This window comes from Megamonas rupellensis DSM 19944 (assembly GCF_000378365.1).
Classification (GTDB): domain Bacteria; phylum Bacillota; class Negativicutes; order Selenomonadales; family Selenomonadaceae; genus Megamonas; species Megamonas funiformis.
Genome location: NZ_KB899579.1, coordinates 36,541 through 60,368 on the forward strand (window position 1 = coordinate 36,541; position 23,828 = coordinate 60,368).

The 23,828-nt window shown below is 29.3% G+C and carries 23 protein-coding genes; 5 read left to right on the forward strand and 18 right to left on the reverse strand.

Annotation, left to right across the window (positions count from 1 at the left end):
* Window positions 1-13: 13 nt before the first annotated feature.
* Window positions 14-1,315, forward strand: a complete 1,302-nt coding sequence (eno, locus tag F553_RS0106645; RefSeq protein ID WP_018999483.1) for a phosphopyruvate hydratase — start codon at window positions 14-16, stop codon at window positions 1,313-1,315.
* A gap of 65 nt (window positions 1,316-1,380) precedes the next feature.
* On the opposite strand, the gene F553_RS0106650 is transcribed toward eno, so the two are convergent.
* From F553_RS0106650 to rsmB, 3 genes are read right to left on the reverse strand one after another with little or no spacing between them, the layout of a single operon-like run.
* A complete protein-coding gene (locus F553_RS0106650; RefSeq protein ID WP_018999484.1) occupies window positions 1,381-2,145 on the reverse strand; it encodes an FhaA domain-containing protein in 765 nt (254 codons plus the stop codon).
* A gap of 22 nt (window positions 2,146-2,167) precedes the next feature.
* Window positions 2,168-3,205, reverse strand: a complete 1,038-nt coding sequence (rlmN, locus tag F553_RS0106655) for a dual-specificity RNA methyltransferase RlmN (protein WP_018999485.1) — start codon at window positions 3,203-3,205, stop codon at window positions 2,168-2,170.
* 45 nt (window positions 3,206-3,250) lie between these two features.
* Window positions 3,251-4,579: a 16S rRNA (cytosine(967)-C(5))-methyltransferase RsmB gene (gene rsmB, locus F553_RS0106660; RefSeq protein ID WP_018999486.1), complete on the reverse strand. Its 1,329-nt coding sequence runs from the start codon at window positions 4,577-4,579 to the stop codon at window positions 3,251-3,253.
* Between the two features lie 260 nt (window positions 4,580-4,839).
* Between rsmB and F553_RS0106665 the strand changes: the two genes are divergently transcribed.
* Window positions 4,840-5,730: a zinc-ribbon domain-containing protein gene (locus tag F553_RS0106665; RefSeq protein WP_018999487.1), complete on the forward strand. Its 891-nt coding sequence runs from the start codon at window positions 4,840-4,842 to the stop codon at window positions 5,728-5,730.
* Between the two features lie 68 nt (window positions 5,731-5,798).
* Here F553_RS0106665 and F553_RS0106670 read toward each other — a convergent pair whose 3' ends face one another.
* The 4 genes from F553_RS0106670 to mqnE (F553_RS0106685) are packed head-to-tail and all read right to left on the reverse strand — an operon-like array spanning window position 5,799 to window position 9,897.
* On the reverse strand, window positions 5,799-6,632 hold the full coding sequence (locus F553_RS0106670; protein WP_018999488.1) for a phosphorylase family protein: 834 nt from the start codon (window positions 6,630-6,632) through the stop codon (window positions 5,799-5,801).
* 25 nt (window positions 6,633-6,657) lie between these two features.
* Complete coding sequence (mqnC, locus tag F553_RS0106675) at window positions 6,658-7,689, reverse strand: cyclic dehypoxanthinyl futalosine synthase (RefSeq protein ID WP_018999489.1); 1,032 nt, start codon at window positions 7,687-7,689, stop codon at window positions 6,658-6,660.
* 16 nt (window positions 7,690-7,705) lie between these two features.
* Window positions 7,706-8,782, reverse strand: coding sequence for an aminofutalosine synthase MqnE (gene mqnE / locus F553_RS0106680; protein ID WP_018999490.1), 1,077 nt, complete (start codon window positions 8,780-8,782; stop codon window positions 7,706-7,708).
* 29 nt (window positions 8,783-8,811) lie between these two features.
* A complete protein-coding gene (mqnE, locus tag F553_RS0106685; protein ID WP_018999491.1) occupies window positions 8,812-9,897 on the reverse strand; it encodes an aminofutalosine synthase MqnE in 1,086 nt (361 codons plus the stop codon).
* Window positions 9,898-10,066: 169 nt separating this feature from the next.
* Between mqnE (F553_RS0106685) and F553_RS0106690 the strand changes: the two genes are divergently transcribed.
* Window positions 10,067-11,011, forward strand: coding sequence for an AEC family transporter (locus tag F553_RS0106690; RefSeq protein ID WP_018999492.1), 945 nt, complete (start codon window positions 10,067-10,069; stop codon window positions 11,009-11,011).
* 549 nt (window positions 11,012-11,560) lie between these two features.
* Here the strand turns inward: F553_RS0106690 and F553_RS0106700 are convergent.
* From F553_RS0106700 to F553_RS0106750, 11 genes are all read right to left on the reverse strand, one after another.
* The gene (locus F553_RS0106700; protein ID WP_018999494.1) at window positions 11,561-12,505 is read right to left on the reverse strand and encodes a hypothetical protein; all 945 of its coding nucleotides are present in this window, start codon (window positions 12,503-12,505) and stop codon (window positions 11,561-11,563) included.
* Window positions 12,506-12,676: 171 nt separating this feature from the next.
* On the reverse strand, window positions 12,677-13,081 hold the full coding sequence (locus tag F553_RS0106705) for a P-loop NTPase fold protein (protein WP_018999495.1): 405 nt from the start codon (window positions 13,079-13,081) through the stop codon (window positions 12,677-12,679).
* A gap of 133 nt (window positions 13,082-13,214) precedes the next feature.
* On the reverse strand, window positions 13,215-13,919 hold the full coding sequence (locus F553_RS0106710; protein WP_018999496.1) for a carboxymuconolactone decarboxylase family protein: 705 nt from the start codon (window positions 13,917-13,919) through the stop codon (window positions 13,215-13,217).
* A 29-nt stretch (window positions 13,920-13,948) separates the two neighbouring features.
* The gene (locus F553_RS0106715; RefSeq protein ID WP_018999497.1) at window positions 13,949-14,614 is read right to left on the reverse strand and encodes a flavodoxin family protein; all 666 of its coding nucleotides are present in this window, start codon (window positions 14,612-14,614) and stop codon (window positions 13,949-13,951) included.
* Window positions 14,615-14,625: 11 nt separating this feature from the next.
* Window positions 14,626-15,135, reverse strand: a complete 510-nt coding sequence (locus F553_RS0106720) for a cyclophilin-like fold protein (protein ID WP_018999498.1) — start codon at window positions 15,133-15,135, stop codon at window positions 14,626-14,628.
* 20 nt (window positions 15,136-15,155) lie between these two features.
* The gene (locus tag F553_RS0106725; RefSeq protein ID WP_018999499.1) at window positions 15,156-15,872 is read right to left on the reverse strand and encodes a DUF4405 domain-containing protein; all 717 of its coding nucleotides are present in this window, start codon (window positions 15,870-15,872) and stop codon (window positions 15,156-15,158) included.
* A 46-nt stretch (window positions 15,873-15,918) separates the two neighbouring features.
* On the reverse strand, window positions 15,919-16,398 hold the full coding sequence (locus F553_RS0106730; protein ID WP_018999500.1) for a flavodoxin: 480 nt from the start codon (window positions 16,396-16,398) through the stop codon (window positions 15,919-15,921).
* A 37-nt stretch (window positions 16,399-16,435) separates the two neighbouring features.
* A complete protein-coding gene (locus tag F553_RS0106735; protein WP_018999501.1) occupies window positions 16,436-17,437 on the reverse strand; it encodes an aldo/keto reductase in 1,002 nt (333 codons plus the stop codon).
* Between the two features lie 30 nt (window positions 17,438-17,467).
* A complete protein-coding gene (locus tag F553_RS0106740) occupies window positions 17,468-18,319 on the reverse strand; it encodes an aldo/keto reductase (RefSeq protein WP_018999502.1) in 852 nt (283 codons plus the stop codon).
* A 71-nt stretch (window positions 18,320-18,390) separates the two neighbouring features.
* Window positions 18,391-18,747: a helix-turn-helix domain-containing protein gene (locus F553_RS0106745; protein WP_018999503.1), complete on the reverse strand. Its 357-nt coding sequence runs from the start codon at window positions 18,745-18,747 to the stop codon at window positions 18,391-18,393.
* A gap of 156 nt (window positions 18,748-18,903) precedes the next feature.
* On the reverse strand, window positions 18,904-19,773 hold the full coding sequence (locus tag F553_RS0106750; protein WP_018999504.1) for a LysR family transcriptional regulator: 870 nt from the start codon (window positions 19,771-19,773) through the stop codon (window positions 18,904-18,906).
* Between the two features lie 141 nt (window positions 19,774-19,914).
* On the opposite strand from F553_RS0106750, the gene F553_RS0106755 reads away from it, so the two are divergent.
* Both F553_RS0106755 and F553_RS11750 read left to right on the forward strand, forming a co-directional pair.
* Window positions 19,915-20,862, forward strand: coding sequence for an NAD(P)-dependent oxidoreductase (locus F553_RS0106755; protein ID WP_018999505.1), 948 nt, complete (start codon window positions 19,915-19,917; stop codon window positions 20,860-20,862).
* A gap of 173 nt (window positions 20,863-21,035) precedes the next feature.
* A partial coding sequence (locus F553_RS11750; protein WP_018999506.1) for a beta strand repeat-containing protein occupies window positions 21,036-23,828 on the forward strand: 2,793 nt, incomplete at its 3' end.

Consider the following 23,828-nt stretch of genomic DNA (forward strand, 5'->3'; position numbering starts at 1 on the left):
AGGAGATATTTAAATGATATTTAATAAATTAAAAATCGAAAAAGTAATTGGTAGAGAAATTATTGATTCTAGAGGAAATCCAACTGTAGAAGCTGAAGTAATTTTGGCAGATGGAACAGTTGGCAGAGGTTGTGCTCCTAGTGGTGCCTCTACAGGCGTATTTGAGGCTTTAGAACTTCGTGATGGAGATAAAACACGTTATAATGGAAAAGGTGTTTTAAATGCTGTAGAAAATATTAATACTATCATTCATAATGCTTTAGTAGGAAAAGATGCTTCTGATATTTATGCTGTAGATAATGCTATGATAGAAGCTGATGGTACAAAAGATAAATCTAATTTAGGCGCAAATGCTATTTTAGCGGTATCAATAGCTAGTGCACAAGCTGCTAGTAAATCTTTAGGTATTCCACTTTATCGCTATTTTGGTGGCATTAATGGCAATAGATTACCTGTACCAATGATGAATATCTTAAATGGTGGTGCACATGCTACTAATACAGTGGATATTCAAGAGTTCATGATTATGCCAGCAGGTGCTCCAAGCTTTAAAGAAGCACTTCGTTGGTGTAGTGAAGTTTTCCATGCTTTACAAAAATTATTGAAGGACAGAAACTTAGCAACATCTGTCGGCGATGAAGGTGGATTTGCTCCAAATCTTTCTAGTGATGAGGAGACTATTGAAGTAATTTTAGAAGCAGTAAAAATAGCAGGATATGAGCCTGGTAAAGATTTTATGATTGCTATTGATGCAGCTGCTAGTGAATGGAAAGGTAATAAAATAGGAGAGTATATCTTACCTAAATCTGGTAAAAAATTTACTACTGATGAATTAATTGCTCATTGGAAAATGTTAGTGGAAAAATATCCAATTGTTTCTTTAGAAGATGGTCTTGATGAAGAAGATTGGGAAGGCTGGAAGAAATTAACAGATGCTATTGGCGATAAAGTTCAGCTTGTAGGTGATGATTTATTTGTAACTAATACAGAAAGATTATCTCGTGGTATAAAAGAAGGGGCAGGAAATTCTATTTTGATTAAGTTAAATCAAATTGGTTCTATTTCTGAAACTTTAGAAGCTATTAAAATGGCTCATAAAGCTGGTTATACTGCTGTTACTTCTCATCGTTCTGGTGAAACAGAAGATACTACTATAGCTGATTTAGCAGTGGCTTTAAATACTTGTCAGATTAAAACTGGAGCACCTAGCAGAAGTGAACGCGTAGCTAAATATAATCAATTATTGAGAATTGAAGAGGATTTAAAACAATCTGCTGTATATCCAGGATTTGATGCATTTAATCAAAAACATTAATATTGATAAAATAAAAAAGAAGTGGTACGTATAAATACCACTTCTTTTTGTATTTAAATAATTTATCAAATAAGGTCATAAACAATACGAGTATTTCCTATTTGAATAATATCTCCAGGGCATAAACAAAAATTAGTTATAGGTCTATCATTAACAGATGTGCCATTTAAACTATTAGCATCACGAAGAATGTGTCTACCATGTTCAAAGGTAATATAGGCATGAAGTCTAGATACATTTACATCTGTTAAAAGAAATTCATTTTTATCACGTCTGCCAAGATGAATTTGATTACAACCAAAAGCTAAATAAGAGTCTTTATCTGGTCCTTCAATAATAGTTAAAGAAGCAAAATTTAAAGTTTGTTGTTTATGTGAAGGATTAGTTATTTCTTTTATATCAAGGTTAGGGACAATAATTGTACCTTGTTCTAAATCATTTACATTATCATTTTCTGTATCAGAAGTTTTATCGCTATTAAATTTGGCTGTTATTTCACAAACGCCTAATTTAAATTTAGGAGATTTTAGAATATGGATAGTTGGTAATGTTTCCATAAAATAATCTTTTTGAATGACAGATTTATAAAGAAATAATTTTAAATGATTTTGTGTTTCTATATTATTTAATTGGTTAAAATCTTCATCACTCATAGTAATTGTAAATTTATCAGGAACAAAAATAGCACGATTTACGCGTTTTTTCTGACGGATTAAAATACGGTCAATGATTTTTTCTATTTCTGCCATCTGTAGATTACTTGAGAATTTACGATTAAAAAAACCTTCAATATTTTTTTCAAGAAAATTTTCCATACGTGAAAAAAACATAAAAATTCAACTCCTAGAGTTTTTATTTTGCTAAATGTTTATTACGCAATTGACCACATGCTGCTTGAATATCTGTTCCCATTTCTTGACGAATGGTAGCTGTGAGATGATGGTCATTTAAATACTTAGCGAAAGCTTTTATTCTAGCTAAAGAAGGACGATTGTAATTACGCTCTTTGACTGGATTAATAGGGATTAAGTTCACATTAGCTAATTGATTTTTTAAGAGTTTACATAATTCTACTGCTTCAGTCATGTTATCATTGTATTTATCAATTAGAATATATTCATAAGTTATGCGTCTTTTAGTAGTATTAGCATAATTTACAGCAGCTTTAATGACTTCTTCGATAGGATAGCGTTTATTAATAGGCATTAGCTCTGTACGCAATTCATTATTCGGTGCGTGTAAGGAAATAGATAAGGTAATAGGTAGATTTTCTTGAGCTAATTTATTTATTCCGGGCACGATACCAGATGTGGAAATTGTGATATTGCGATAACCTAAATTTAAGCAATAAGGCTCATGTGCTAAACGAATGAAGTTCAATACATTATCATAGTTGAGCATAGGCTCACCAGAACCCATGATTACTATATTATTGATTTGTTCGCCTGTTTGATTTAATAATTCTTGAATAAACATTGCTTGAGCTAAAATTTCGCCTGTGGATAAGTTTCTAGCCATGCCGTGAAGTGTAGAAGCACAGAAACTACAGCCCATATTACAGCCTGCTTGAGAAGAAACACAGATGCTATTGCCATAAGGTTGACGCATTAAGACTGTTTCTACACCGATACCATCGCCAAATTCTAATAAAAATTTAGTTGTTTTGCCATCACTAGAGTCTAGTCTATCACAAGATTTTGCACGTTCAATAGTAAATTCTTGTGCCAATTTTTCACGTAAATCTTTGGAAAGATTGGTCATTTCATCAAAAGATGTAGCATGTTTTTGATAGAGCCACTCAATAATTTGTTTTGCTCTAAATTTTGGTAGGTTTAAATCTGTGATTAGTGAAGTAAGTTCAGTTAAATTTAAGCCAAAAATATTGGTCATTATAAATTCCCTTCTAAAATAAATATAAATAATAGTTTAAGATTTTTATACTTTTTTGCACATACGAGCTATAAAGAAGCCATCTGTATTATCTTTATATGGCATTAATTGTAATGTTTTCTCTTTGCTTTTTGTTTTAAATGGTAGATATTTGCGGATATCTTCTAAAACAAATTCTGGATGCTTAGCTAAAAATTGATTAATGATTTCTATATTTTCTTGTGGCATGATTGTACAAGTACTATAGACTAAAACGCCTTGAGGTTTTACAGCAAGAGCAGCTGACTCTAAGATAGCTAATTGAAGAGGTGGTAATTCTTTAAAGATTTCCGCTGTTTTGTTCCAGCGAGAGTCAGGTTTACGGCGAAGTACGCCCATTCCAGAACATGGTGCATCAACTAATACTTTATCTGCTTGATTTTTATATTGGTTGCCGATTTCACGGGCATCTAATAATTTAGGCTCAATGATGTTGATACCCAATCTATTGGCATTATCTTGAATTAGTTTTAATTTATATTCGTAGATATCACAAGCTATGATTTTTCCTTTATTTTGCATCAAAGTAGCCATATGTGTAGTTTTACCACCAGGGGCACTACATGTATCAATGATGAATTCATTAGGTTTAGGATCAACTACATGAGCTACAAGCATAGAACTTTCATCTTGCACTTGGGCAAAACCATTTTGTAATGGTGCTAGTTGATTTAATGAAGTATGCGTTTTACAAATAATTCCTTCTGGTGCTAATTTCGAAGGAATAACTTCACAACCTGCATTTATAAGCTCTGTGATTAATTCTTGTCGTGTTGTTTTCAAAGTATTGGTACGCAATACAAGTGGAGCATTAGTATTATTGAATTGACAAAGCTTGATAGCGGCTTCACTACCAAAAGTATGAATGAATTTTTTTACTAGCCAAAGAGGGTGTTGTTCTCTAATAGCTAATTCACTAGCTTTATTGCCTGTAGGCATAGCGTATTTTTCTGGTTGGCGAATTAAATTACGCAAAACACCATTTACAAATTTTGCAGAACCTTGATTAGAATATTTTTTAGCAAGGTTTACAGCTTCATTGCAAGCTGCTGATTCAGGAATTTTGTCCATGAATACAATTTGATAAATACCTAATCGCAATATATTAATAATTGTTGGTTCAATTTTATTTAAAGGTCTATTTACAAATTTTTTTAAAATCCAAAGTAGAGTATCGCCTGCTTTTACTGTACCATAAACTAATTCAGTGATGAAACGGCGGTCTTGGTCGGATAATTGATTTTTTTGCAAATGGCGTGATAGGGATATATTAGCATAAGCTTGTTGAGTATATACTTCATTTAAAATATTTAAAGCAACTTCACGAGCGTTCATAAAATCTCCTTTGCATTTAGTAAACTAAAAAAGACGCTAAGAAAAGCGCCCCTTGAGAATACGTATTTATATTAATATATAATCTTGGTTACAAATTTATTATATAATATAGGTAGAAGCTATGCAAGTTATGTAAGAAATAAAGTAAAAATAAGATGATATCAAATTTAATTTACAAGAAAAGATTAACTTTCCTATATGTTTCTGTTAATTTTCATCTATTTTGTTATACTTTATCATAGTAAGTGTAACAAAGGGAGATGATTATTATTTTTTGTCCTAATTGTGGTAATCAGATAAATGATAATGAAAAATTTTGTTCTAGATGTGGAAATCAAATTAAGCAAGATAGCCAAGATAATAATGAGCAAATGAAGCAAAGTGAAAAAACAACAAGCGATAATATCAGTCAAAATGTAGATACTGAAAAGAATTATACAAAATATAAGTATATAGGTATTTTTATCGCTGTAATTTTATTACTAGGATTGGTTTCTTTTGGTGCATATAGTTATTTTGCTCATAAAGATACGAAACAAGTTGAGCAAAATGTAACGGCAGAGCAAAATAAGGAAAATATTGTAAGTGAAGATAAAAATAATACAGTTAAAGAAGATGTTAAACAGCCAGTAGAGGATATCATTAATTTAGAATATACTCAAAATAAAAAGTTTATACAAGGTGAAAATCAAGTAGCTTATTTTCCTGATAGTAAAATATATTTTCAAAAAGTAGGAAAAAATTATTCAGCTATGTTAGATGATAAAAATCAAGTTTTAATGAATTTTTATGTAAATACGACTATGCCGGATATAAGTATCAAAGAGATAAAATTGGCAAATTCCGATAAACTTTTTTATGAAGTAATATGTACAGCAGGGGCTCATGCAAAATTAGAAGGTTATTGGCTAGTAGGCAAAAAAGATGGCGAATGGACTATATTTATTTCTATGGATAATCTAAAGAGTTTTGGTATAAATCCAGATAAGTATTATAATATGAATAATAAAATTGTAAATGGAAAACTCATCATCAATTGTTTTCATTTAGAAGTTCCTGAAGGAAAATCTATGGCGGAAGGTAAAAAAGTTGATGATTGCTATGTAAAAGTAGATTGGGATAATAATAAACAGACTTTTAGAATGTATTAATAAAAGTAAATAGTAAAAGCAATATAAAAGACGTATACAAATAAATGTATACGTCTTATTTTTATATCTTAATCGTCATAAATGCCTTTTAATAAAGTTTCTTTACGTAAAGATAAACATTCGCAATTTCTATCTTGCTGGGCTAAAGAACGAATTGTATCTAACAGAATTTTGCTGATCATAGGTGCATCATCATAGAAGATATCTTCTAATACTTGATGAGACCATGGTTTGATACCTTCACCATAATTTACTACATAATAAAGACCAGCATAACAAGCTCCGATTTCACGAGCGAGATATACTTCAGGGCAGATGGATTGACCTACAATATCTGCATGACCATTTAACATAGCGATTTCCGCAGGGCTTTCAAAATGGCGACCGTCTGTGTTAGCATAAGTTCCACGTGTAAAAATTCTACCGCTGAAATGTTTACGTGTATTTTTGATTAATTCTTCACGCATTTGAGGGCAAAGTGCATCACGCATAACAAGTAAATATTTGCCTTCAAGTCCAACATCTTTGCGAACAGACATATCAAGATAATCATCAGGAATAAGAAAATCTCTAGTATCTAATAATTTATTAATAGTACCTACGCCACCTTCAGAGAAAATGCGTTTTACACCAGCTTCGCGGAAAGTCCAGAATAATTGGCGGGAAGCGTCAGCACGATTGACTCCACTTTTCCAACCATGCATTTTACAAGTTAAAACGCGTGTACCGGCTACTTCAAATAAGCGAAGTTCAGTAGTTTTGCCATAAGGTGTATCAAAAACCATGCGGTCTTGAATGATTTTTACATCATCACATTTAGCACCTAATGGAAAATTGCTGGATAATGTGCCAGAACCACCGATAATGGCAAAATCGGCTTGAGGAATGTTTTGTGTATTCATAGAAAATCTCCTTAATTGAATTTTATTAAAATCGACGAATGATATTATATTCTGTATCACGTTGAGCTGCTTTAAAATCAGCTTTTTCGATTGTATTTACCATTTTGTCGATAGACATTTGATAAGCAGTACCAGCTGCACGAACGACATTTTCTTCAAGCATGATACTACCTAAATCATCAGCACCAAAGGCTAATGTTATTTGTCCAATTTGTTGACCTTGTGTAACCCAAGAGCCTTGAATATGAGAGATATTATCAAAATAGAGTCTAGATACTGCTAGAGTTTTTAGATATTCCCATGAGGATAATTTATTGCCACCTAATTGAGTATTTCCAGGCTGGAAAGTCCACATGATGAAAGCTCTAAAACCACCTGTTTTATCTTGAAGGTCGCGAACACGTCGCATATGTTCAATGCGTTCTTCAATAGTTTCGCCGAGTCCTAAAACCATAGTAGCTGTACTTTCCATGCCGATAGAATGGGCAGTTTCCATTACATTTAGCCAATCATCTGTCATGATTTTTTTAGGGCTTACAATTTTACGCACGCGGTCAACTAAGATTTCAGCTCCACCACCTGGAAGTGAAGCAAGACCAGCAGAACGTAAATCTTGTAGAGTTTCTTTGATAGATTTATTGGCTATCTTGGAAAAATGAAGTATTTCCGCAGGAGAAAAAGAATGGATTACAATATCAGGAAAGGCTGTTTTAATGGTATTAATCATATTTAAGTAATATTCAAAAGGTAAAGAAGGGTGTAGTCCTCCTTGTAACATGATTTGAGTACCACCAGCTTCTTGAGTTTCTTTTACTTTTTGTAAAATAGTTTCTATTGGCAATAAATAAGCGTCTTTGTGATTTTCACGACGGAAAAAAGCACAGAAACGACATTCATTGAGGCAAACATTAGTGTAATTGATATTGCGGTCTACAATGAAGGTAACAGTGTTGCCAGGATGTTTTTCTTGGCGGATTTTATTTGCTTGTTGACCTAACTCTAAAATATCACCATGTTTTAAAAGGTCAATAGCTTCTTTATCAGAAAGTCTGTTCATTAATCATACCTCTAATTTATTTTATTTTTCGATATAAAGAATCACGTTGAACAGGTGTATAGCCTGTTTCGGTGATGATTTTTTGCAATTGTGCAGTAGTCATTTTTTGACCTGTTTTAGCGCCAGCAGCATGAATGATTTGTTCTTCTTCAACTGTACCATCTAAATCATCAGCACCAAAGGCAAGGGCTAATTGAGCGATAGGCAAGGTGAGCATCATCCAAAAGGCTTTGATATGAGGAATGTTATCCAATACAAGTCGAGAAATAGCGATGAAACGCAAGCTTTCATAAGATGTAATAGGTTTTATATTGTCTAATTGAGTATTTTGCGGATGAAATGGGAAAGAAATAAATGCTTGGAAGCCATGTGTTTCATCTTGAATTTCTCTGAGTGTAAATAAATGCTGTAATCTTTGTTCTATAGTTTCAATATGACCATAGAGTTCAGAAGCATTAGTTTTCATACCGAGTTTATGAGCTGTTTTTATAGTTTCAATCCATTCTTGTGTATTGGCTTTGTTTGGGCAGATTTTAGCACGTATTTCATCATCTAAAATTTCTGCTCCACCACCTGGGAGGGAATCAAGACCTGCTTGTTGTAAAATAGTTAAGACTTCGTAAATACTTTTTTGAGAAATCTTGGCAAAATGAACTATTTCCACAGGTGTGAAAGCTTGAATATGCACGTTAGGCAAAAGTTTTTTTATGGATTTAATGATTTCTATATAGTAATTAAAATCATTAGTAGGATGGAGAGAGCTTACAATGTGTATTTCTGTTAGTCCTTTGACATGAGCGATAGTGTCTTTGATTTTAGATTCAACATCTTCTTTAGTTAAGACAAAACCTCGTTTATCGCCATCTTCGCAAGAAAAAGCACATAGAGGGCAATTGGCAGTGCAAATGTTGGATAAATTTATATGGCGGTTGATATTATAATAGACTTCTTTTTGGCTATGACGTTCTTTGGCTTTTCTTGCCCATGTAGCTAAGTCTAAAATATCAGCGTGTTTGTATAGATATAGTGCTTCATCAAAAGATAAACGCTCTCCATTTTGAGCTTTTGTTATAGCTTGTTGATTGATATTCATAAATAAAAATCCTTTACAAAATAATTAGCTTAATATGTTCTGATTATATTGAAATTGCAATCACATTCAGCAGGTATTCTGCCTGTTTGTTTGATTAAATTGATTAGATTATCACGAGTGAGTGCTTTTGGTGAATTTGCTCCGGCATCGTGCATGATTTTTTCTTCGCTGATAGTGCCGTCCACATCATTTGCACCAAAGCCTAAAGCTAATTGAGCGATAGGTAAAGTGAGCATTACCCAATATGCTTTGATATTATGAACGTTATCAAGCATTAATCTACAGATAGCCATAGTTTTTAAATCGTCCCAAACATTAGTGCGATGAACAGTTTTACCTAATTTTGTATTAGCAGGGTGGAATGGGAAGCAAATAAATGTCTGAATGCCACCTGTTTCATCTTGAAGATTGCGAAGTGTGATTAAATGGTCGACACGTTCTTCAATAGTTTCAATATGACCATAGAGCATGGAAGCGTTTGTCTTGATACCGAGCTGATGAGCAGTGCGAGAAACTTCTAACCATTCTTGAGCTGTAGCTTTATTAGGGCAGAGTTTTTGACGAATTCGGTCATTTAAAATTTCAGCTCCACCACCTGGCATAGCTTCAATGCCTGCATCCTTTAATTCTTGTAATACTTCACGAATGGATTTTCCAGAAATCTTAGCAAAATGAGTGATTTCCACTCCAGTAAAACCTTTTAAATGAAGTTGAGGAAATTCTTTTTTGAGCATTTTAATGATATCTACATAATAAGAAAATGGCCAATCAGGATGTAATCCGCTTACGATATGCAGATTTTTCATATTTGGATCTTTGCAAGCATTAGCTACTTTATTATAAATTTGTTCCATAGTCATAGCATATGCTTTTTTATCTGTAGCTTCACAACCGAAAGCACAAAAATCACAAAGAGCTGTGCAAATATTAGTTAAATTTAAATGACAATTTACATTGTAATAAACGTAATCTCCGCTGATACGTTTACGTACTAAATCTGCAAGATAACCTATGCGAGCAAGGTCATTGGAAGCAAAAAGAGCCAACCCATCTTCTTTTGTTAGACGTTCATTATTTAAAATCTTTTGTTCTATTTTATCTAATGTATTAATCACGAGAACACCTCTTAAGTTAAAAAATTCACTTATTAGATTTTACTCTTTTTTTATATATGTATCAACTATAATTATTGAATAGGAAAATAAGTTTTATAAATATTATTAGTGAATAAAATTTTGTGCTATAATAAAAAATACTTATTAATTTTGATGAGGAAGGATTTTTATGGATAATTTGATTTTTAGCTTGAATGCGACTATACCAGTCTTTTTGATGATGGTATTGGGTATGATTTTTCGCAAAATAGGATTATTTGATGAAGCTTTTATTACAAAAATGAATAAATTTGTATTTGTGGTGGCTTTGCCTGCATTATTATTTGAAGATATTGGCTCCGCTAATTTTTATGAAGCTTGGGATACTACATATGTTTTATACTGTTTTGGGGCAACTTTGCTCAGTATATTGATTTCTTTTTTCATTTCTATACCTTTTAGAAAAAATGTTTCTCAAGGTGAATTTGTACAGGCTGCATATCGCAGTAGTGCTGCTATAATCGGTATGGCTTTTGTACAAAATATTTATGGTGATTATGGTATGGCGTCTTTGATGATAATAGGTACGGTGCCTTTGTATAATGTGATGGCGGTTGTTGTATTGGCCTTATTGAAACCTGGTCAAAGTAGTTTAACTTTTGCCTTGATGAAAAAAACTATTAAAGGTATTATTACTAATCCTATTATATTAGGTATAGTAGTGGGCGTTATTTGGTCACTTTTGAAAATTCCAACTCCATTAATTGTACATAAGACTGTATCTTTGCTTGCTGTTTTGGCTACACCTATGGGGCTTATGGCTATGGGAGCAGCATTTAAGTTTCAAGGATTTAGTCAAAATATAAAGCCTATTATTGTTTGTAGTGTTATGAAATTAGTTGTATTTGTAGTATTATTTATGCCATTTGCTATTTATTTGGGCTTTACAGAAAGTAAATTGGTCGCAGCATTGATTATGTTGGGTTCAGCTACAACTGTAAGCTGCTATATCATGGCAAGGAATATGGGACACGATGGTAATTTGACTGCTGGAGCAGTAATGTTAACAACCCTCGGAAGTGCGTTCTCATTGACTTTCTGGCTCTACGTGTTAAAGTGTATGAATTTAGTATAATAGAACCTAAATCTAAATTTGTTACCATTTTAAGATAATGTATATTTTTAGATTATAAACTCTATATGATGTAAAACCCTTAGGAAATATTATTCCCTAAGGGTTTTTATATTATCAAATTGTTAGTAGGTTTTTGTATAATTATTTAATTTTATTTTATATTATACTAGGATATAAAAAAATAGATTTAATTTTTTGAAGAAGATAATTTATTTTTATAAGATTCAAGATTATTAATAAGATAATCAATTTCTTGTTTTTTTAGTAAACTAAGAGAATTATTAAACATATAAAAACGACTTGTATTTTTACGTAATTTATTTAATAAGTAATTTATACTATCTAAATCATTGGTAAAATATTCATTGGCATTGTCTATGTGGTAAAAAATATATAGTACTGTGCTAAAATTAGATACTTCGTTTTTATCAGCTTTTATTAGTTTTTTTATAATCATATCTATATTTATAAGTGATAAAAATTCCTTAAACAAATAAAAGATATGTTGATGTTCTTTAAAGTAAGTAATTATATCATTATCCCATTTATTTAAAAAAATGCTTGTGGTAAATAAGTTAATTTATTTAATATAGATTTTTTTAAGTTTTTTATATACGTGTTAGATGTAATATTATAAATACGAGCATTTTTATTAAAGTTTTCTAATATATCGAAAGATATGTTTTCTTCACTATCTATTTTATCTATCATACAATTTTGATATATTTTTAAATCTATAGTAAAGCCTATACTTTTTAACTTTAATAATCTTGATATTATGGAAGGATATTCTTTAATAGGATATATAGAAGACGTTAACTCATTATATAATTGTTTTAAATAAAAATATACTTCTTCATCAGATTTTAAATACGAATAATATTGAAGTTTATTAAAAGCCAAGTTTTTATGTTTTATTTTATAAATAAGATTTTCTTTAATTTTATTTTCGTCAAGATGATGATATAGCATAAATTCAAAAATAAAACTATTATCAATGTATTGACTGTCAGTAATGTTGTCATAATTGAGATTATTAATATGTTTTGATTTTATTTTAATAGCTAAGGTGAAAGTAGATTTTAAACAATTATAAATTTCTTTATTAAGATATTTTCTAGGTGTATAAGATATGGATGTTAGTATGGGATATAGTTTTTCAAGAGATATGATACCAAAAATAAGTGTACGAATATTTGTATGTTTTTTTTGTTTAAATATATCTAATATAGTAGATTTATATTTTAATAGTCTTTTTTGTAGTTGTTCATTTCGACAATATTTTTCAACTATAGTATCGTATAAATCTTCAAAATTAGGATTATAATTTATAGTTAGCATAATAGTTTTTTCTTTTGTTTTAGCATAAAGATCTTTAGCAGAAAATAAATAATGTATACGTTCTGTTAATTGTTCTTTATCTAATTTTTCTTTTTTTGTATTATCATCAGTAGATAGTTTGTCAAAATTTATTTTTTTATTTAATGCTAACATATATTTCTCAGGAAGATTATTATAATATTGAATATGATTTATTTCTTCTTCGTTAGCAATAAGAATAACTTTTATATTATTTTGTTCAGTTAATATATTTATGAAGCTAAGTAATTCATTAATATCTATTTTGCATCGTTCAACGTCGTCTAAAAATAGTGAAATATTTTTTTAATCTATAAGATCTTCAAATTTAGGTAAATCATCTTTAGTTATGTTAAATCCTAAAATATTTGAATTATTAAGTGCATTTAATCCTATATTTATTGCTTTTGAAAATAAATTTAATTTATTAGTTATATTTTTTCCAAATTTATTTTTAAAGAAATTTTCAAATAAAGCTAAATATATTTTGTTAGTTAGTTCAGTAAGATCTTTTATATCATATAGGGATAGATAATATATTTTGGCAAATTTTAGAGAAGTATTATCTTTCAAAGTTGGTATAAGTTTTTCTTTTACAAAGAAAGTTTTTCCTGTACCCCATTTACCATCTATTAAAATAGCTTGTGTATATCTGTCTTCTAATAAATAATCTGTAACAATATTTATTAGTTCATCATTATTTATATTCATAATTATTACGTTCCTTGAGGTTTTTCTAATCTATTTTTTTATTTGTATATAATTAATTATTATAACATAAAAAGATACATCTTAAAGGTTAATTGGAATAACTTTTAAGGTGTATCTTTTTTTATATGGTATTTTATTTAGAAGAGGCAAGATAGTTATCTAGGATTTCTTGGGCATGTTGGGCTAATTGGCTATTAACTTTTGCATCTAAAGTATTGATTATATCTTGTAATTGAGTTTTGCTAAGTCCTGCATTGATACCAATATTTAGATGGGATAAAAGTTGACTTTCTGTTCCATTCATACTTGCTAAAGCAGAGATTGTAGCAATTTCACGTTCTGGATAAGTCAAGATATCGCGAGCAAATAAATCACCGAAGAGATGTGCTTTCAACATGTAATCAATGCCAGAAGAACTAGCAATATTCACTGGTGCTCCTGCTAATTGAGTTTGAATTCTAGTACCTAGAGCTAAAATATCTGTATTTGCTGGTAATGGTGTTGCATCATTGCCTATAGTATCATGAATATTTTTGCTTTGTCGTTCAGATAAAACTTCATCTACAGTAGCAAGACCATTTAAAGCACGAGGAAAACCACAATAAGCATAGAGATGAACCATTATTTCTTTTGTTTCATTAATAGTTAATCCACTATCTAAGCCTTCATTTACAGCTGTTTTTAAATTATTTAAATCTCCAGTAGCTGTATAAGAAGCAATAGGAATGATAGCTTGCTGTTTTGTTGTCAAAGAACCAGCTTGATAATTAGCAAAACTAGAATTTAGGCCTAAGAATAAAACACAACAAAAGGTCAATATAGATAGTAAGTATTTCATAAATATCCCTCACTTTTAAATGAATTTTATTAAAGATTATAGCCTATTTGATATGCTTGATTAGGGAATTCTGTACGTTCAATGATAGGACGAGAGCCACAACCAATGGATAAGACTTTGCCGATATCTTGCCATTCCATATAACGCACTAGCGTTTCATAATGGTGAACTAAAGCTTCCATAGTCCAATCAGCACTATTATAAGCAGTTGCCATTAAAATTGATTTTTTACGATGTAAGGAGCCTGTACGTGAATAAAATCTGTCAACAACAGTTTTTATTTGTGCAGACATACCATAATAATAAAGCGGTGTAATTAAAACAATTAAATCAGCACCAATTAATTTTGGCATGAGTGTTTGTTCAATAGCATCGTTTTGAATACAAGGCCCATTCATACCACAATGGTCACAACCTTGGCAAGGATGAATATCTTCAAATGCAGAATTAAAACGAAAGACTTCATGTCCAACACTTGTTGCTCCTTCGATAAATTTATCAGCTAATAGAGCCGAAGTTCCTGCTTTATGAGGACTACCTGTAATAACTACAATTTTCATTTTATTTTCTCCTATATGATCATTAGCATTAGCTGTTGTTTCAGGTTTATTTGTCAATGCAGATAATCCACAACCACTCAAAAATAGAGTCAATAAACCTGAGCCACTTAATTTGATAAAATCTCTACGGTTCATGATAAATAACCTCATTGATTAGGCATAGTTTCAATAGTTACTGTACCTGATAGCTCGGATACTATATCTTCACCAGAAATAACATGGCCTAATTCATATAAATCATTGTTAGCACGGAAATCATCATAGAAAATAACAACATCTCCCCATGGCTCATAATAAGCTAAAGTTCCGATTTTAGGTGTGGCTTTAGGTGTGCTTTCTGTATTTAATTTATTAGGTGGATAGAATATTTTTTCATTTGTACTATAATCTTCTAAATCTATGGATAGTGGTAATTGATTATATAAATCATTAGCAGCTGGACTATTATTTAATTCGATTTCAATAGTTTGATTATTAGTAGTTGTTAATTTTATAATTTTAGTTTGTGTTGAAGTTGATGACGATGTAGTTTCAGTTGTTGTTTTTACATTAGTATTAGCTGTAGTATTATCTTGAGTTGGTTCTACTTGAGCATTGCAAGCTGTTAGAGAAAAGGTCATTAATAATAAACTTAGCAGTAAAAAGATTTTTTTCATGATAATAACCTCCTGTATGTTTATTTTTTATCTAATTTATATAAAATATGTGATAAAATACAATCTTTTGTTTGAAGATTTAGAAAGCTTTTTCGTAAATAGTTAGCTAAAATTATGAAAGTAGCTACGATAGATAAGTAATCCACAAAAAATGATAGTAAAGATTGAGATGGATTAAAATATACGAAATTATTTTGTAATAACATATATGAAATTAAATCATAATGCATAAAGTTATTTAATCCATAGAGGAAAATTATCCATAAAATTAATTTAGAATTTAGCAAATAAGATAATTTATTTTTTGTATGTTTAGTTATTAGATTATAAAAAATTTGCCAATGTAATCCTATATGCATAGATATTAAAATAAAACCCCAATAAGCTGACAGTAGATGCAATGTACGAGCAAAACTAATTAAATTTGGAAAAGAGGTTTTTAGAAATAGCGGGATATAATCTAAAAATATAAGACTACTGATAATTAATCCAAACATAGTTAAGAAAGTGAGTAGATTAATTATTAAAATAAATGAATTATAAAGTGTGTATTTTAAAGATATTATCTTGGCAAAGTAATTTTTTTGTAATATACAATGAATTATAAATCCTATGCAAAGGATAATGCCTAAATATTCATGCCACTTTGTGCCTATTAATGAATATGACATACATAATAATAGTAGTATGAACATGATGATATCTAAGACGATTTTTGATTTAAATTTTAAAGTCATAAGCTACTCCTTTCTTAGAATTCAAGTGATAATTTAATTAAAATGATTATAAAATATTTATTTTAGTTAACCATTTATGAATATCTGTATTTGAAGCAGTGCTATCATAAGAAGCTAATCCTGTGAGAATTTTTGATTGAGGACATAATTTCTTTATATCTTGAGGAATATGACCGAAGCCACCTCCACCATGAGTACAGAATGGAATGACTTCTTTATTTATTAAATGATTTTGATTTTGCATAATGAAAGTGAGTATAGGTGGTGCAATAGTACTCCACCAATTAGGTGAGCCAATAAAAATAGTGGAATATTTATTTAAATCTATTTGAATATCTTTGATGTCAGGTTGATAGTTTTGAGAAATTTCATGTTTAGCTTGATTGACAACTGCATTATAGGCTTGGGGATAAGGTTTTTGTGGAATAATTTCTAAACAGTCAGCATGAAGTTGTTCGGCAATAATTTTTGCCATTTTGCGTGTATTACCAGAATGAGAATAATAAACTATTAATGTATTAGACATATAAATACCTTCTTTTATAAAAATTTTTAATATAAATTTATTTATCTATTAAATTTTCTTGTGATTGAGGATATCTTGCACCTTGAAGATTGATTGAATTTAAATGTTTGTTAATCATGGATAATTCTTCAGCAGAGAATTTTACATTTATACTATTGATATTTTCTTGTAGTCGAGAAACTTTTTTAGTTCCAGGAATAGGTACTATCCAAGGTTTTTGAGCTAAAAGCCAACCAAGAGCAATTTGTGCAGGTGAAACTTGTTTTTCTTGTGCTAATTTTTGTACATATTCTATTAAAATATAATTGTGATTTAAATTTTCGCTATTGAAACGAGGTATTTGACTGCGAAAATCATCTTTAACAAAATGAGTATCTTTATTAAATCGTCCTGTTAAAATAGCTTTACCTAAAGGACTGAAAGGAACAAAACCGATATTAAGTTCCTCAAGAGTAGGTAATAATTCTTTTTCAACTTCACGATACCACATGGAATATTCACTTTGTACAGCAGTTACAGGGCAGATAGCATGAGCTTTACGGATAGTCTTTACACTAGCTTCAGATAATCCCCAATGTAAAATCTTGCCTTCTTTGATTAAATCTTTCATAGTTTCTGCTACTTCTTCAATTGGAGTTTGCGGGTCAACACGATGTTGATAATATAAATCAATGTAATCTGTTTGCAATCGTTTTAAAGAGCCTTCAAGTGCATTGCGAATATCTTTAGGTTTACTAGAAAGCGCCACTGGTCGATTAGCATTATCCATTTTATGAGCTAAATCAAAACCGAATTTTGTAGCGAGAACAATTTGGGAACGATATGGTTTTAATGCTTTGCCTAATAATTCTTCATTTGTATATGGGCCATATACTTCAGCTGTATCAAAAAAGTTAATGCCTAAATCAACGGCCTGCTGTAATACGAAGATAGCTTCATTTTCAGGAAGATATGGCGGATAACTTTGAGTAAATCCCATACAACCTAAGCCCAAAGCAGATACTTTTAATTTATCTTTACCTAAATATCTATAGTGCATAATTATTTCTCCTTTATTGTAGATTATCTATTATTGAATAAATTTAATATTGTGTAAGCGATAAACTTCGTTTATATCGTGTAAATCAAGAATAATGCTATGTTTTTTATCTAATTGAGTAAGAGCATCTAATTCTTCTGCTGTTAAAGTAAAATTATTTAGTTGTATATTTTCTTGAAGATGTGTATAATTTGTAGATTTTGGAATACTGATGATATTATTTTGTCTTAGCCATTTTAAAATAATCTGTGCTGTAGTTTTGTTATATTTTTTAGCTAAAGAAATCAATAAAGGATTTTCAAAAATTTTTTCTTTGCCTTCAATAAATGGAGCCCATGCCATAGGTTTTATATCATATTTTTTCATGAGTTTTAATAATTCTTGTTGTTGACAAAGTAAATGAAATTCTATTTGATTAATTGCTGGTATAATATTATGACTTAAAATCAAATCAATTAATCTATCTGGTAGAAAATTGCAAACACCAATAGCTTTTATTTTTCCAGAAGCATATAATTCTTCCATAGCTTGCCAACTACCATGGTAATCACCAAAAGGCATATGAATAAGATATAAATCTAAATAATCTGTTTGCAAATTTTCTAATGTTTTAGCAAATGATTGTTTTGTCTTTTGGTAACCAGCATCTTGTATCCAAACTTTAGACGATATAAAAATATCTTCACGAGGAATTTGACTTTTTTTGATTGCCTTGCCAACGGCTTTTTCATTGCCATAACAAGCGGCTGTATCTATTAAGCGATAACCCATTTTTAAAGCATTTAATACAGTATGTTCACATTCATCAAGATTGTTTATTTGATATACACCTAATCCTGTAAGTGGTATTGTTACTTGGTTATTTAATGCAAGTTTATCCATTTGTAAGTACCTCAGTTTATAATTTAATCTTAATCCTTGTAGCTAACTCCAAGTCAATAAGATTTTTCAAATTATTTAGTATATTTATGTTCGATTTTGTAACGAAGATAATTTAAGCGTTCTAATTGTTTTTCACGAAAATGGATTTCATCAAGAAGTTCATTGCGTTTTTTATTTAAACTATATAGTTGTAATTTATCACTATGATTGTTTTTATCGAGCAATAGACGCATGTAATTTTCAATTTCTTCAATATTAAAACCTATATCATGTAAGGTCATGATTAAACTTAGATTTTCTAAATCACTATCATCATATTGCCATGAACCCATGACTTTTTTTACTGCATTACATAACCCCCATTTTTCATATTCGTGTAAGATTTCTAGGGGAATATTATAATGTTTACTTGCTTCATCAATTGTCATTTTAATACTTCCTTATTTTGTTTTTATTGAATTTAATAATTAAGTATTTTATTTTGCAAAATAAAAATGTAGGTATTCTATTTCTTTGAACACCTACATTTTAATATATTTATTTAATTATGACTAATACTTATATTTAATAATAAATAATGCTTTTTAAGCATTTTTAATACTTTGGATAAAATGAGACATAGTTTGTGAATATATATGATTTTTCTTCCAAATGAGTACAGCACCAGTTTTTATTTCTGGGTATAAAGGTATAAATTTTAATTCATGGTAAAAATCACCAAGATTAAGATTAAAACAAAGGGCTATACCTATTTGATGTTTTACCATATTAGCAGCATTTAAAATTAAGTTATACGTTGCTACAATGTTTAATTTTTCTGGAGAATTATTAAACCAATTAATTAATTCATTTTGTACGGCTGTGCGTTTAGCAATGATTAGTGGTTCATTGATTAAATCGTCAGGTGTAATAAATGTTTTTTGAGCTAATCTATGTTTTTCATGGACTAAAATGCCCCATTGTTCTTTTTGAGGTAAACGGAAGAAATTATATTTACTGATATCAACTGGTTCAGTTACTAATCCCATATCTAAAAGACCATTTTCTATACGTTCTTTAATTTCATCTGCAGTAGTACTATGAATATGGAATTTTACTAATGGATGAACTCTATGGAAATCCTTTATTTTTTGAGATAAATATGACATGTTTTGAGTTTCCCCACAACCTATAGAAATTTCTCCAACTAAATCATCGTATTCTTTTGTTAATTCCTGCTGTGTTTTTTCCATCAGAGAAATTATTTCTTTGGCACGACGACGCAATAACATACCATCTTCAGTTAAAATAATGCGATGTTTACTTCGTTGAAATAAAGTTACTCCAAGTTCTTCTTCTAATTGGATAAGTTGTCTAGATAAAGTGGGCTGTGTAATATGCAACAAATTAGCTGCTTTTGTTATATTTTCTTCGCGAGCTACCATTAAAAAATATTTTAATAAACGAAATTCCATAAAAGCACCTTCTAAAATTTTTATTTGATGTAATTATAGGATATATAAATATATTTGGCTAGAATTTAATTTGCAGGTATTTATTATTTAATAGCGAATAAATTTTTATAGTGGATAAATTTATGGTTAGGAAGTGGATTTATGAGTTTAAAATTAGTTATAGCCGAAACAATAGGTATAGATGAAAAAACCTTGAATGAATTAGCAAAAGATATTTTGCCTCAAGATGTAGAAATCAAGTATTATAATTCTTTAGCAGATAGCGATGAAGAAAAAATTAAACGCTGTAAAGATGCTGATGCAGTGATAATAGCTAATAAACCATATAGAGAAAATGTTTTAAAAGCATGTAGTAATTTAAAAATGCTCTCTGTTGCTTTTACTGGTGTAGACCATGTAGATATGGATTATTGTCATGAACATAATATATTAGTTTCTAATTGTTCAGGATATGCAAATGAAGCTGTTAGCGAGCTTGTAATCGGTATGTGTATAAGTCTATATAGAAAATTAGCTGAGTGTGGTATGGCTACAAAAAATCATGAAACAAGTAATGGTCTTCGCGGGTTAGAACTTTGTCGTAAAAAATTCGGTATTATTGGAGCAGGTGCTATTGGGTTAAAAGTAGCAAAATTAGCTAAAGCTTTTGGTTGTGAAGTGTATTGTTATCGTAGACATATTCCTGAAAATAGCAAATTTAAATTTGTGGATATGGATACTATTTTAAAAGAATGCGATATTATTTCACTTCATATGCCACTTACAAAAGAAACTACATGTATGATAAATGCAGAAAAAATTGCTTTAATGAAGAAAAATGCTATTTTAATCAATACAGCTAGAGGAAAAGTTATCGATACGCAAGCTTTAGCTGATGCTTTAAATAAGGGGAAAATTGCTGGTGCAGGCATTGATGTTTTTGATACAGAACCACCTATTGGAGCAGAAAACCCATTGTTGACTGCTAAAAATGTTGTGTTATCTCCACATATTGGATTTGATACGCAAGAAGCTATGCAGAAAAGAGCTATTATAGCTTTAGAAAACATTGCAAAATGGATTGAGGGAAAACCACAAAATATTATGTAAAATAATTAAAATAAATAATAAGAACTATATCTTATTTATAGTATTTATGGTATAATTAATATAGAAGAATTAAATAATGATGAATTTTGTATGACGATAATAAAATTGTTCTTTTTATTATTTTCATAAAAAGTCTTCATGAATTAATACTAAAAAAGATAGGAGGACTTATTATGAAAAAGAAATTAATAAAAAGAGCAATTTTTTTTATGATAAGTTGTAATATGGTTGTTTTTACACCAACATGGGCAAGCCAAGAAATAAAAAATACAATAACTTCATCAAGTATAAAAGTATCTGATGGAAGTATTAAAAATATAGTGAATGATGATATTAATATTATTGATACAAATGTAAGAGATGAATATGGAATATTTTCTAATAATGGCGGAAAATTAAATATAGATGTAGATAGTTTGACTATTGAACATAATATTGATAGAAGTAATATGTTTACAAGTATTCTATCTCGAGGAAATACTTCACAGGGAAGTCGCTCATTAATAGATATCAAGACTATTAATGATATTAATATAGATAATACAGCGCAGGAATTGGAGCAGATAAATGCTATAAATGTAAAAGATAATGCTAATTTAAATTTATTATCTAAAAATGGAGATATAAATATAAATAGTAATTTAAATATTAATCGTCGATTATATGATGTAAATAATAGTATAATAAATGTAGAAAACAATAGCGCACTTAAATTAGATGCTAAAAATATGAATATTAATTCTACTATAACTGATAGTTACGGGCAAAGATTATTTAATAATTATGGAATTAATGTAAAAAATAGCCAATTAAATATAAATAATCAAGAAAATATGCAAATTAATTCTACTATTAGTGGTAGAGGTTTTGATAACTATGGAGTATATGTTTATGATAATCTAAACCAGGGCAGTAAAGTTGATATTGTAAATAATGGCGATCTAATTATAAATACAAATGATAATAGTAGCAGAAATCATTCTTATGGAATTTTTGTTATCAATGAAAATAATACAGATGACGAAACAAGTGTAAATATAAATAGTAAAAATAATGTAGTAAATACAAAATCTACAGGTATAGAAGTTTCTGGTGAACTTAGTAATGTAAATATAACAGCTAGTGCGGGTTCTAATGTAATTAAAGCTTTAGGTGATGTTGATAGTACAGGAATAGAAGTCAATGATAATGGAACGCTCTATTTAAATGCTAAAGATTATAATATTGTTACATCTGATTACACAGGTATACATGTTTCTTATGCAGATGATAAACAAAGTAATATAACATTAAATGCTAATAATAATATTGTAAATGCTGTAGGAACAGGAATATTGAGTTTTTCTAATGGCAATATTAATTTAAATGCTTTAAATGGTAATAACGCCTTTACTAGCAATTATATAGGAATTAGTTTAATGGATAATAGTCAAGTTAATTTAAAAGCTGATAAAGGTGAAAATTACTTTAAAATTGATGAAGGTATTGCAATATTATCCAGTCAATCTAATGTATTGGCTCAAGCTAATAAAAATATATTAGAAGGTATAGAAGGTATTTCTAGTATAGATAAATCTGAAGTTAAATTACAGGCTATAGATAGTAATACTATTAATGCTAAGGAATTTGGTATCTATACTAAGGAACAAGGAGTAGTAAATTTAAATGCTACTAATGCAAATAATACTGTATATGTAGAAAATGGATATGGAATAAGTGGCAATAATTCAGCTATAAATATCAATAGTCAGTCAGGAAATAATAGCATAGAAGTAGCTCAAGGAATAGCTATTGAAGCGAATAATGGCAGCAATATTTCTGTAAATGCCAATAAAGGGCAAAATAATATAAAATCAAGTGATATTGCTATTTCTGTAAATAAGAATAATATTGATAAAGATATTGCGACTACAAGTACGAATACAGTAGTAAAAGTTACAGGAAAAGATAATATTATAAATGCTACTACAGCTATAGATAATATTGATGGCGGTAATGTTGAAATAATAGCCAGTGAAAATAATTCTATTAATGGATTAGTAAATGTAGAAAATAAAGCTAATACAAAAATCCAAGGCAAAGTAAATTATCTAAAAAATGATAAAGATAATGCGATAGAATCTAATAATGCTAATGTATTAGTACAAGGTAATGAAAATATAATAGAAGCTACAAAAGGTATTTCTACTGTAAATAATGGAATCGTAAATCTTCAAGCTACAGATAGTAATACTATAAAAGCTCAAGAATTTGGTATTTATACTAAGGAAAATAGTCAAGTAAATTTAAATGCTATTAATGTAGATAATATTGTATATGTAGATAATGGATATGGAATAAGTGGCAATGCTTCAGCTATAAATATCAATAGTCAGTCAGGAAATAATAGTATAGAAGTAGCTCAAGGAATAGCTGTTGAAGTAAATAATGGAAGCAATATTTCTGTAAATGCCAATAAAGGGCAAAATAATATAAAAGCAAGTGATACTGCTATTTCTGTAAATAAAAATAATATTGATAAAGATATTGCAACTACAAGTACAAATACAGTAATAAAAGTTACAGGAAAAAATAATATTATAAATGCTACTACAGCTATAGATAATATTGATGGTGGCAATGTTGAAATAATAGCTAGTGAAAATAACTCTATTGATGGATTAGTAAATGTAGAAAATAAAGCCAATACAAAAATCCAAGGTAAAGTAAATTATCTAAAAAATGATAAAGATAATGCGATAGAGTCCAATAACGCTAATGTATTAGTACAAGGTAGTGAAAATATAATAGAAGCTACAAAAGGTATTTCTAGTATAGATAAATCTGAAGTTAAATTACAGGCTACAGATAGTAATGTAATTAATGCTAAAAATTTTGGTATCTATACTAAAGAAGAGGGCGTAGTAAATTTAAATGCTACTAATGCAAATAATACTGTATATGTAGAAACTGGATATGGAATAAGT

Excerpts from the sequence above, each read along its gene's own strand:
- rlmN (WP_018999485.1), bottom strand. The coding sequence starts at position 3,205 with ATGACCAATATTTTTGGCTTAAATTTAACTGAACTTACTTCACTAATC.
- F553_RS0106710 (WP_018999496.1), bottom strand. The coding sequence starts at position 13,919 with ATGAAATACTTACTATCTATATTGACCTTTTGTTGTGTTTTATTCTTA.
- F553_RS0106735 (WP_018999501.1), bottom strand. The coding sequence starts at position 17,437 with ATGCACTATAGATATTTAGGTAAAGATAAATTAAAAGTATCTGCTTTG.
- F553_RS0106745 (WP_018999503.1), bottom strand. The coding sequence starts at position 18,747 with ATGACAATTGATGAAGCAAGTAAACATTATAATATTCCCCTAGAAATC.
- F553_RS0106670 (WP_018999488.1), bottom strand. The coding sequence starts at position 6,632 with ATGAATACACAAAACATTCCTCAAGCCGATTTTGCCATTATCGGTGGT.
- F553_RS0106700 (WP_018999494.1), bottom strand. The coding sequence starts at position 12,505 with ATGTTAGCATTAAATAAAAAAATAAATTTTGACAAACTATCTACTGAT.
- F553_RS0106725 (WP_018999499.1), bottom strand. The coding sequence starts at position 15,872 with ATGACTTTAAAATTTAAATCAAAAATCGTCTTAGATATCATCATGTTC.
- F553_RS0106650 (WP_018999484.1), bottom strand. The coding sequence starts at position 2,145 with ATGTTTTTTTCACGTATGGAAAATTTTCTTGAAAAAAATATTGAAGGT.
- rsmB (WP_018999486.1), bottom strand. The coding sequence starts at position 4,579 with ATGAACGCTCGTGAAGTTGCTTTAAATATTTTAAATGAAGTATATACT.
- F553_RS0106665 (WP_018999487.1), top strand. The coding sequence starts at position 4,840 with ATGATTATTATTTTTTGTCCTAATTGTGGTAATCAGATAAATGATAAT.
- F553_RS0106690 (WP_018999492.1), top strand. The coding sequence starts at position 10,067 with ATGGATAATTTGATTTTTAGCTTGAATGCGACTATACCAGTCTTTTTG.
- eno (WP_018999483.1), top strand. The coding sequence starts at position 14 with ATGATATTTAATAAATTAAAAATCGAAAAAGTAATTGGTAGAGAAATT.
- mqnE (WP_018999490.1), bottom strand. The coding sequence starts at position 8,782 with ATGAATATCAATCAACAAGCTATAACAAAAGCTCAAAATGGAGAGCGT.
- F553_RS0106730 (WP_018999500.1), bottom strand. The coding sequence starts at position 16,398 with ATGTCTAATACATTAATAGTTTATTATTCTCATTCTGGTAATACACGC.
- F553_RS0106755 (WP_018999505.1), top strand. The coding sequence starts at position 19,915 with ATGAGTTTAAAATTAGTTATAGCCGAAACAATAGGTATAGATGAAAAA.
- F553_RS0106750 (WP_018999504.1), bottom strand. The coding sequence starts at position 19,773 with ATGGAATTTCGTTTATTAAAATATTTTTTAATGGTAGCTCGCGAAGAA.
- F553_RS0106740 (WP_018999502.1), bottom strand. The coding sequence starts at position 18,319 with ATGGATAAACTTGCATTAAATAACCAAGTAACAATACCACTTACAGGA.
- F553_RS0106715 (WP_018999497.1), bottom strand. The coding sequence starts at position 14,614 with ATGAACCGTAGAGATTTTATCAAATTAAGTGGCTCAGGTTTATTGACT.
- mqnC (WP_018999489.1), bottom strand. The coding sequence starts at position 7,689 with ATGAACAGACTTTCTGATAAAGAAGCTATTGACCTTTTAAAACATGGT.
- F553_RS0106705 (WP_018999495.1), bottom strand. The coding sequence starts at position 13,081 with ATGAATATAAATAATGATGAACTAATAAATATTGTTACAGATTATTTA.
- F553_RS0106720 (WP_018999498.1), bottom strand. The coding sequence starts at position 15,135 with ATGAAAAAAATCTTTTTACTGCTAAGTTTATTATTAATGACCTTTTCT.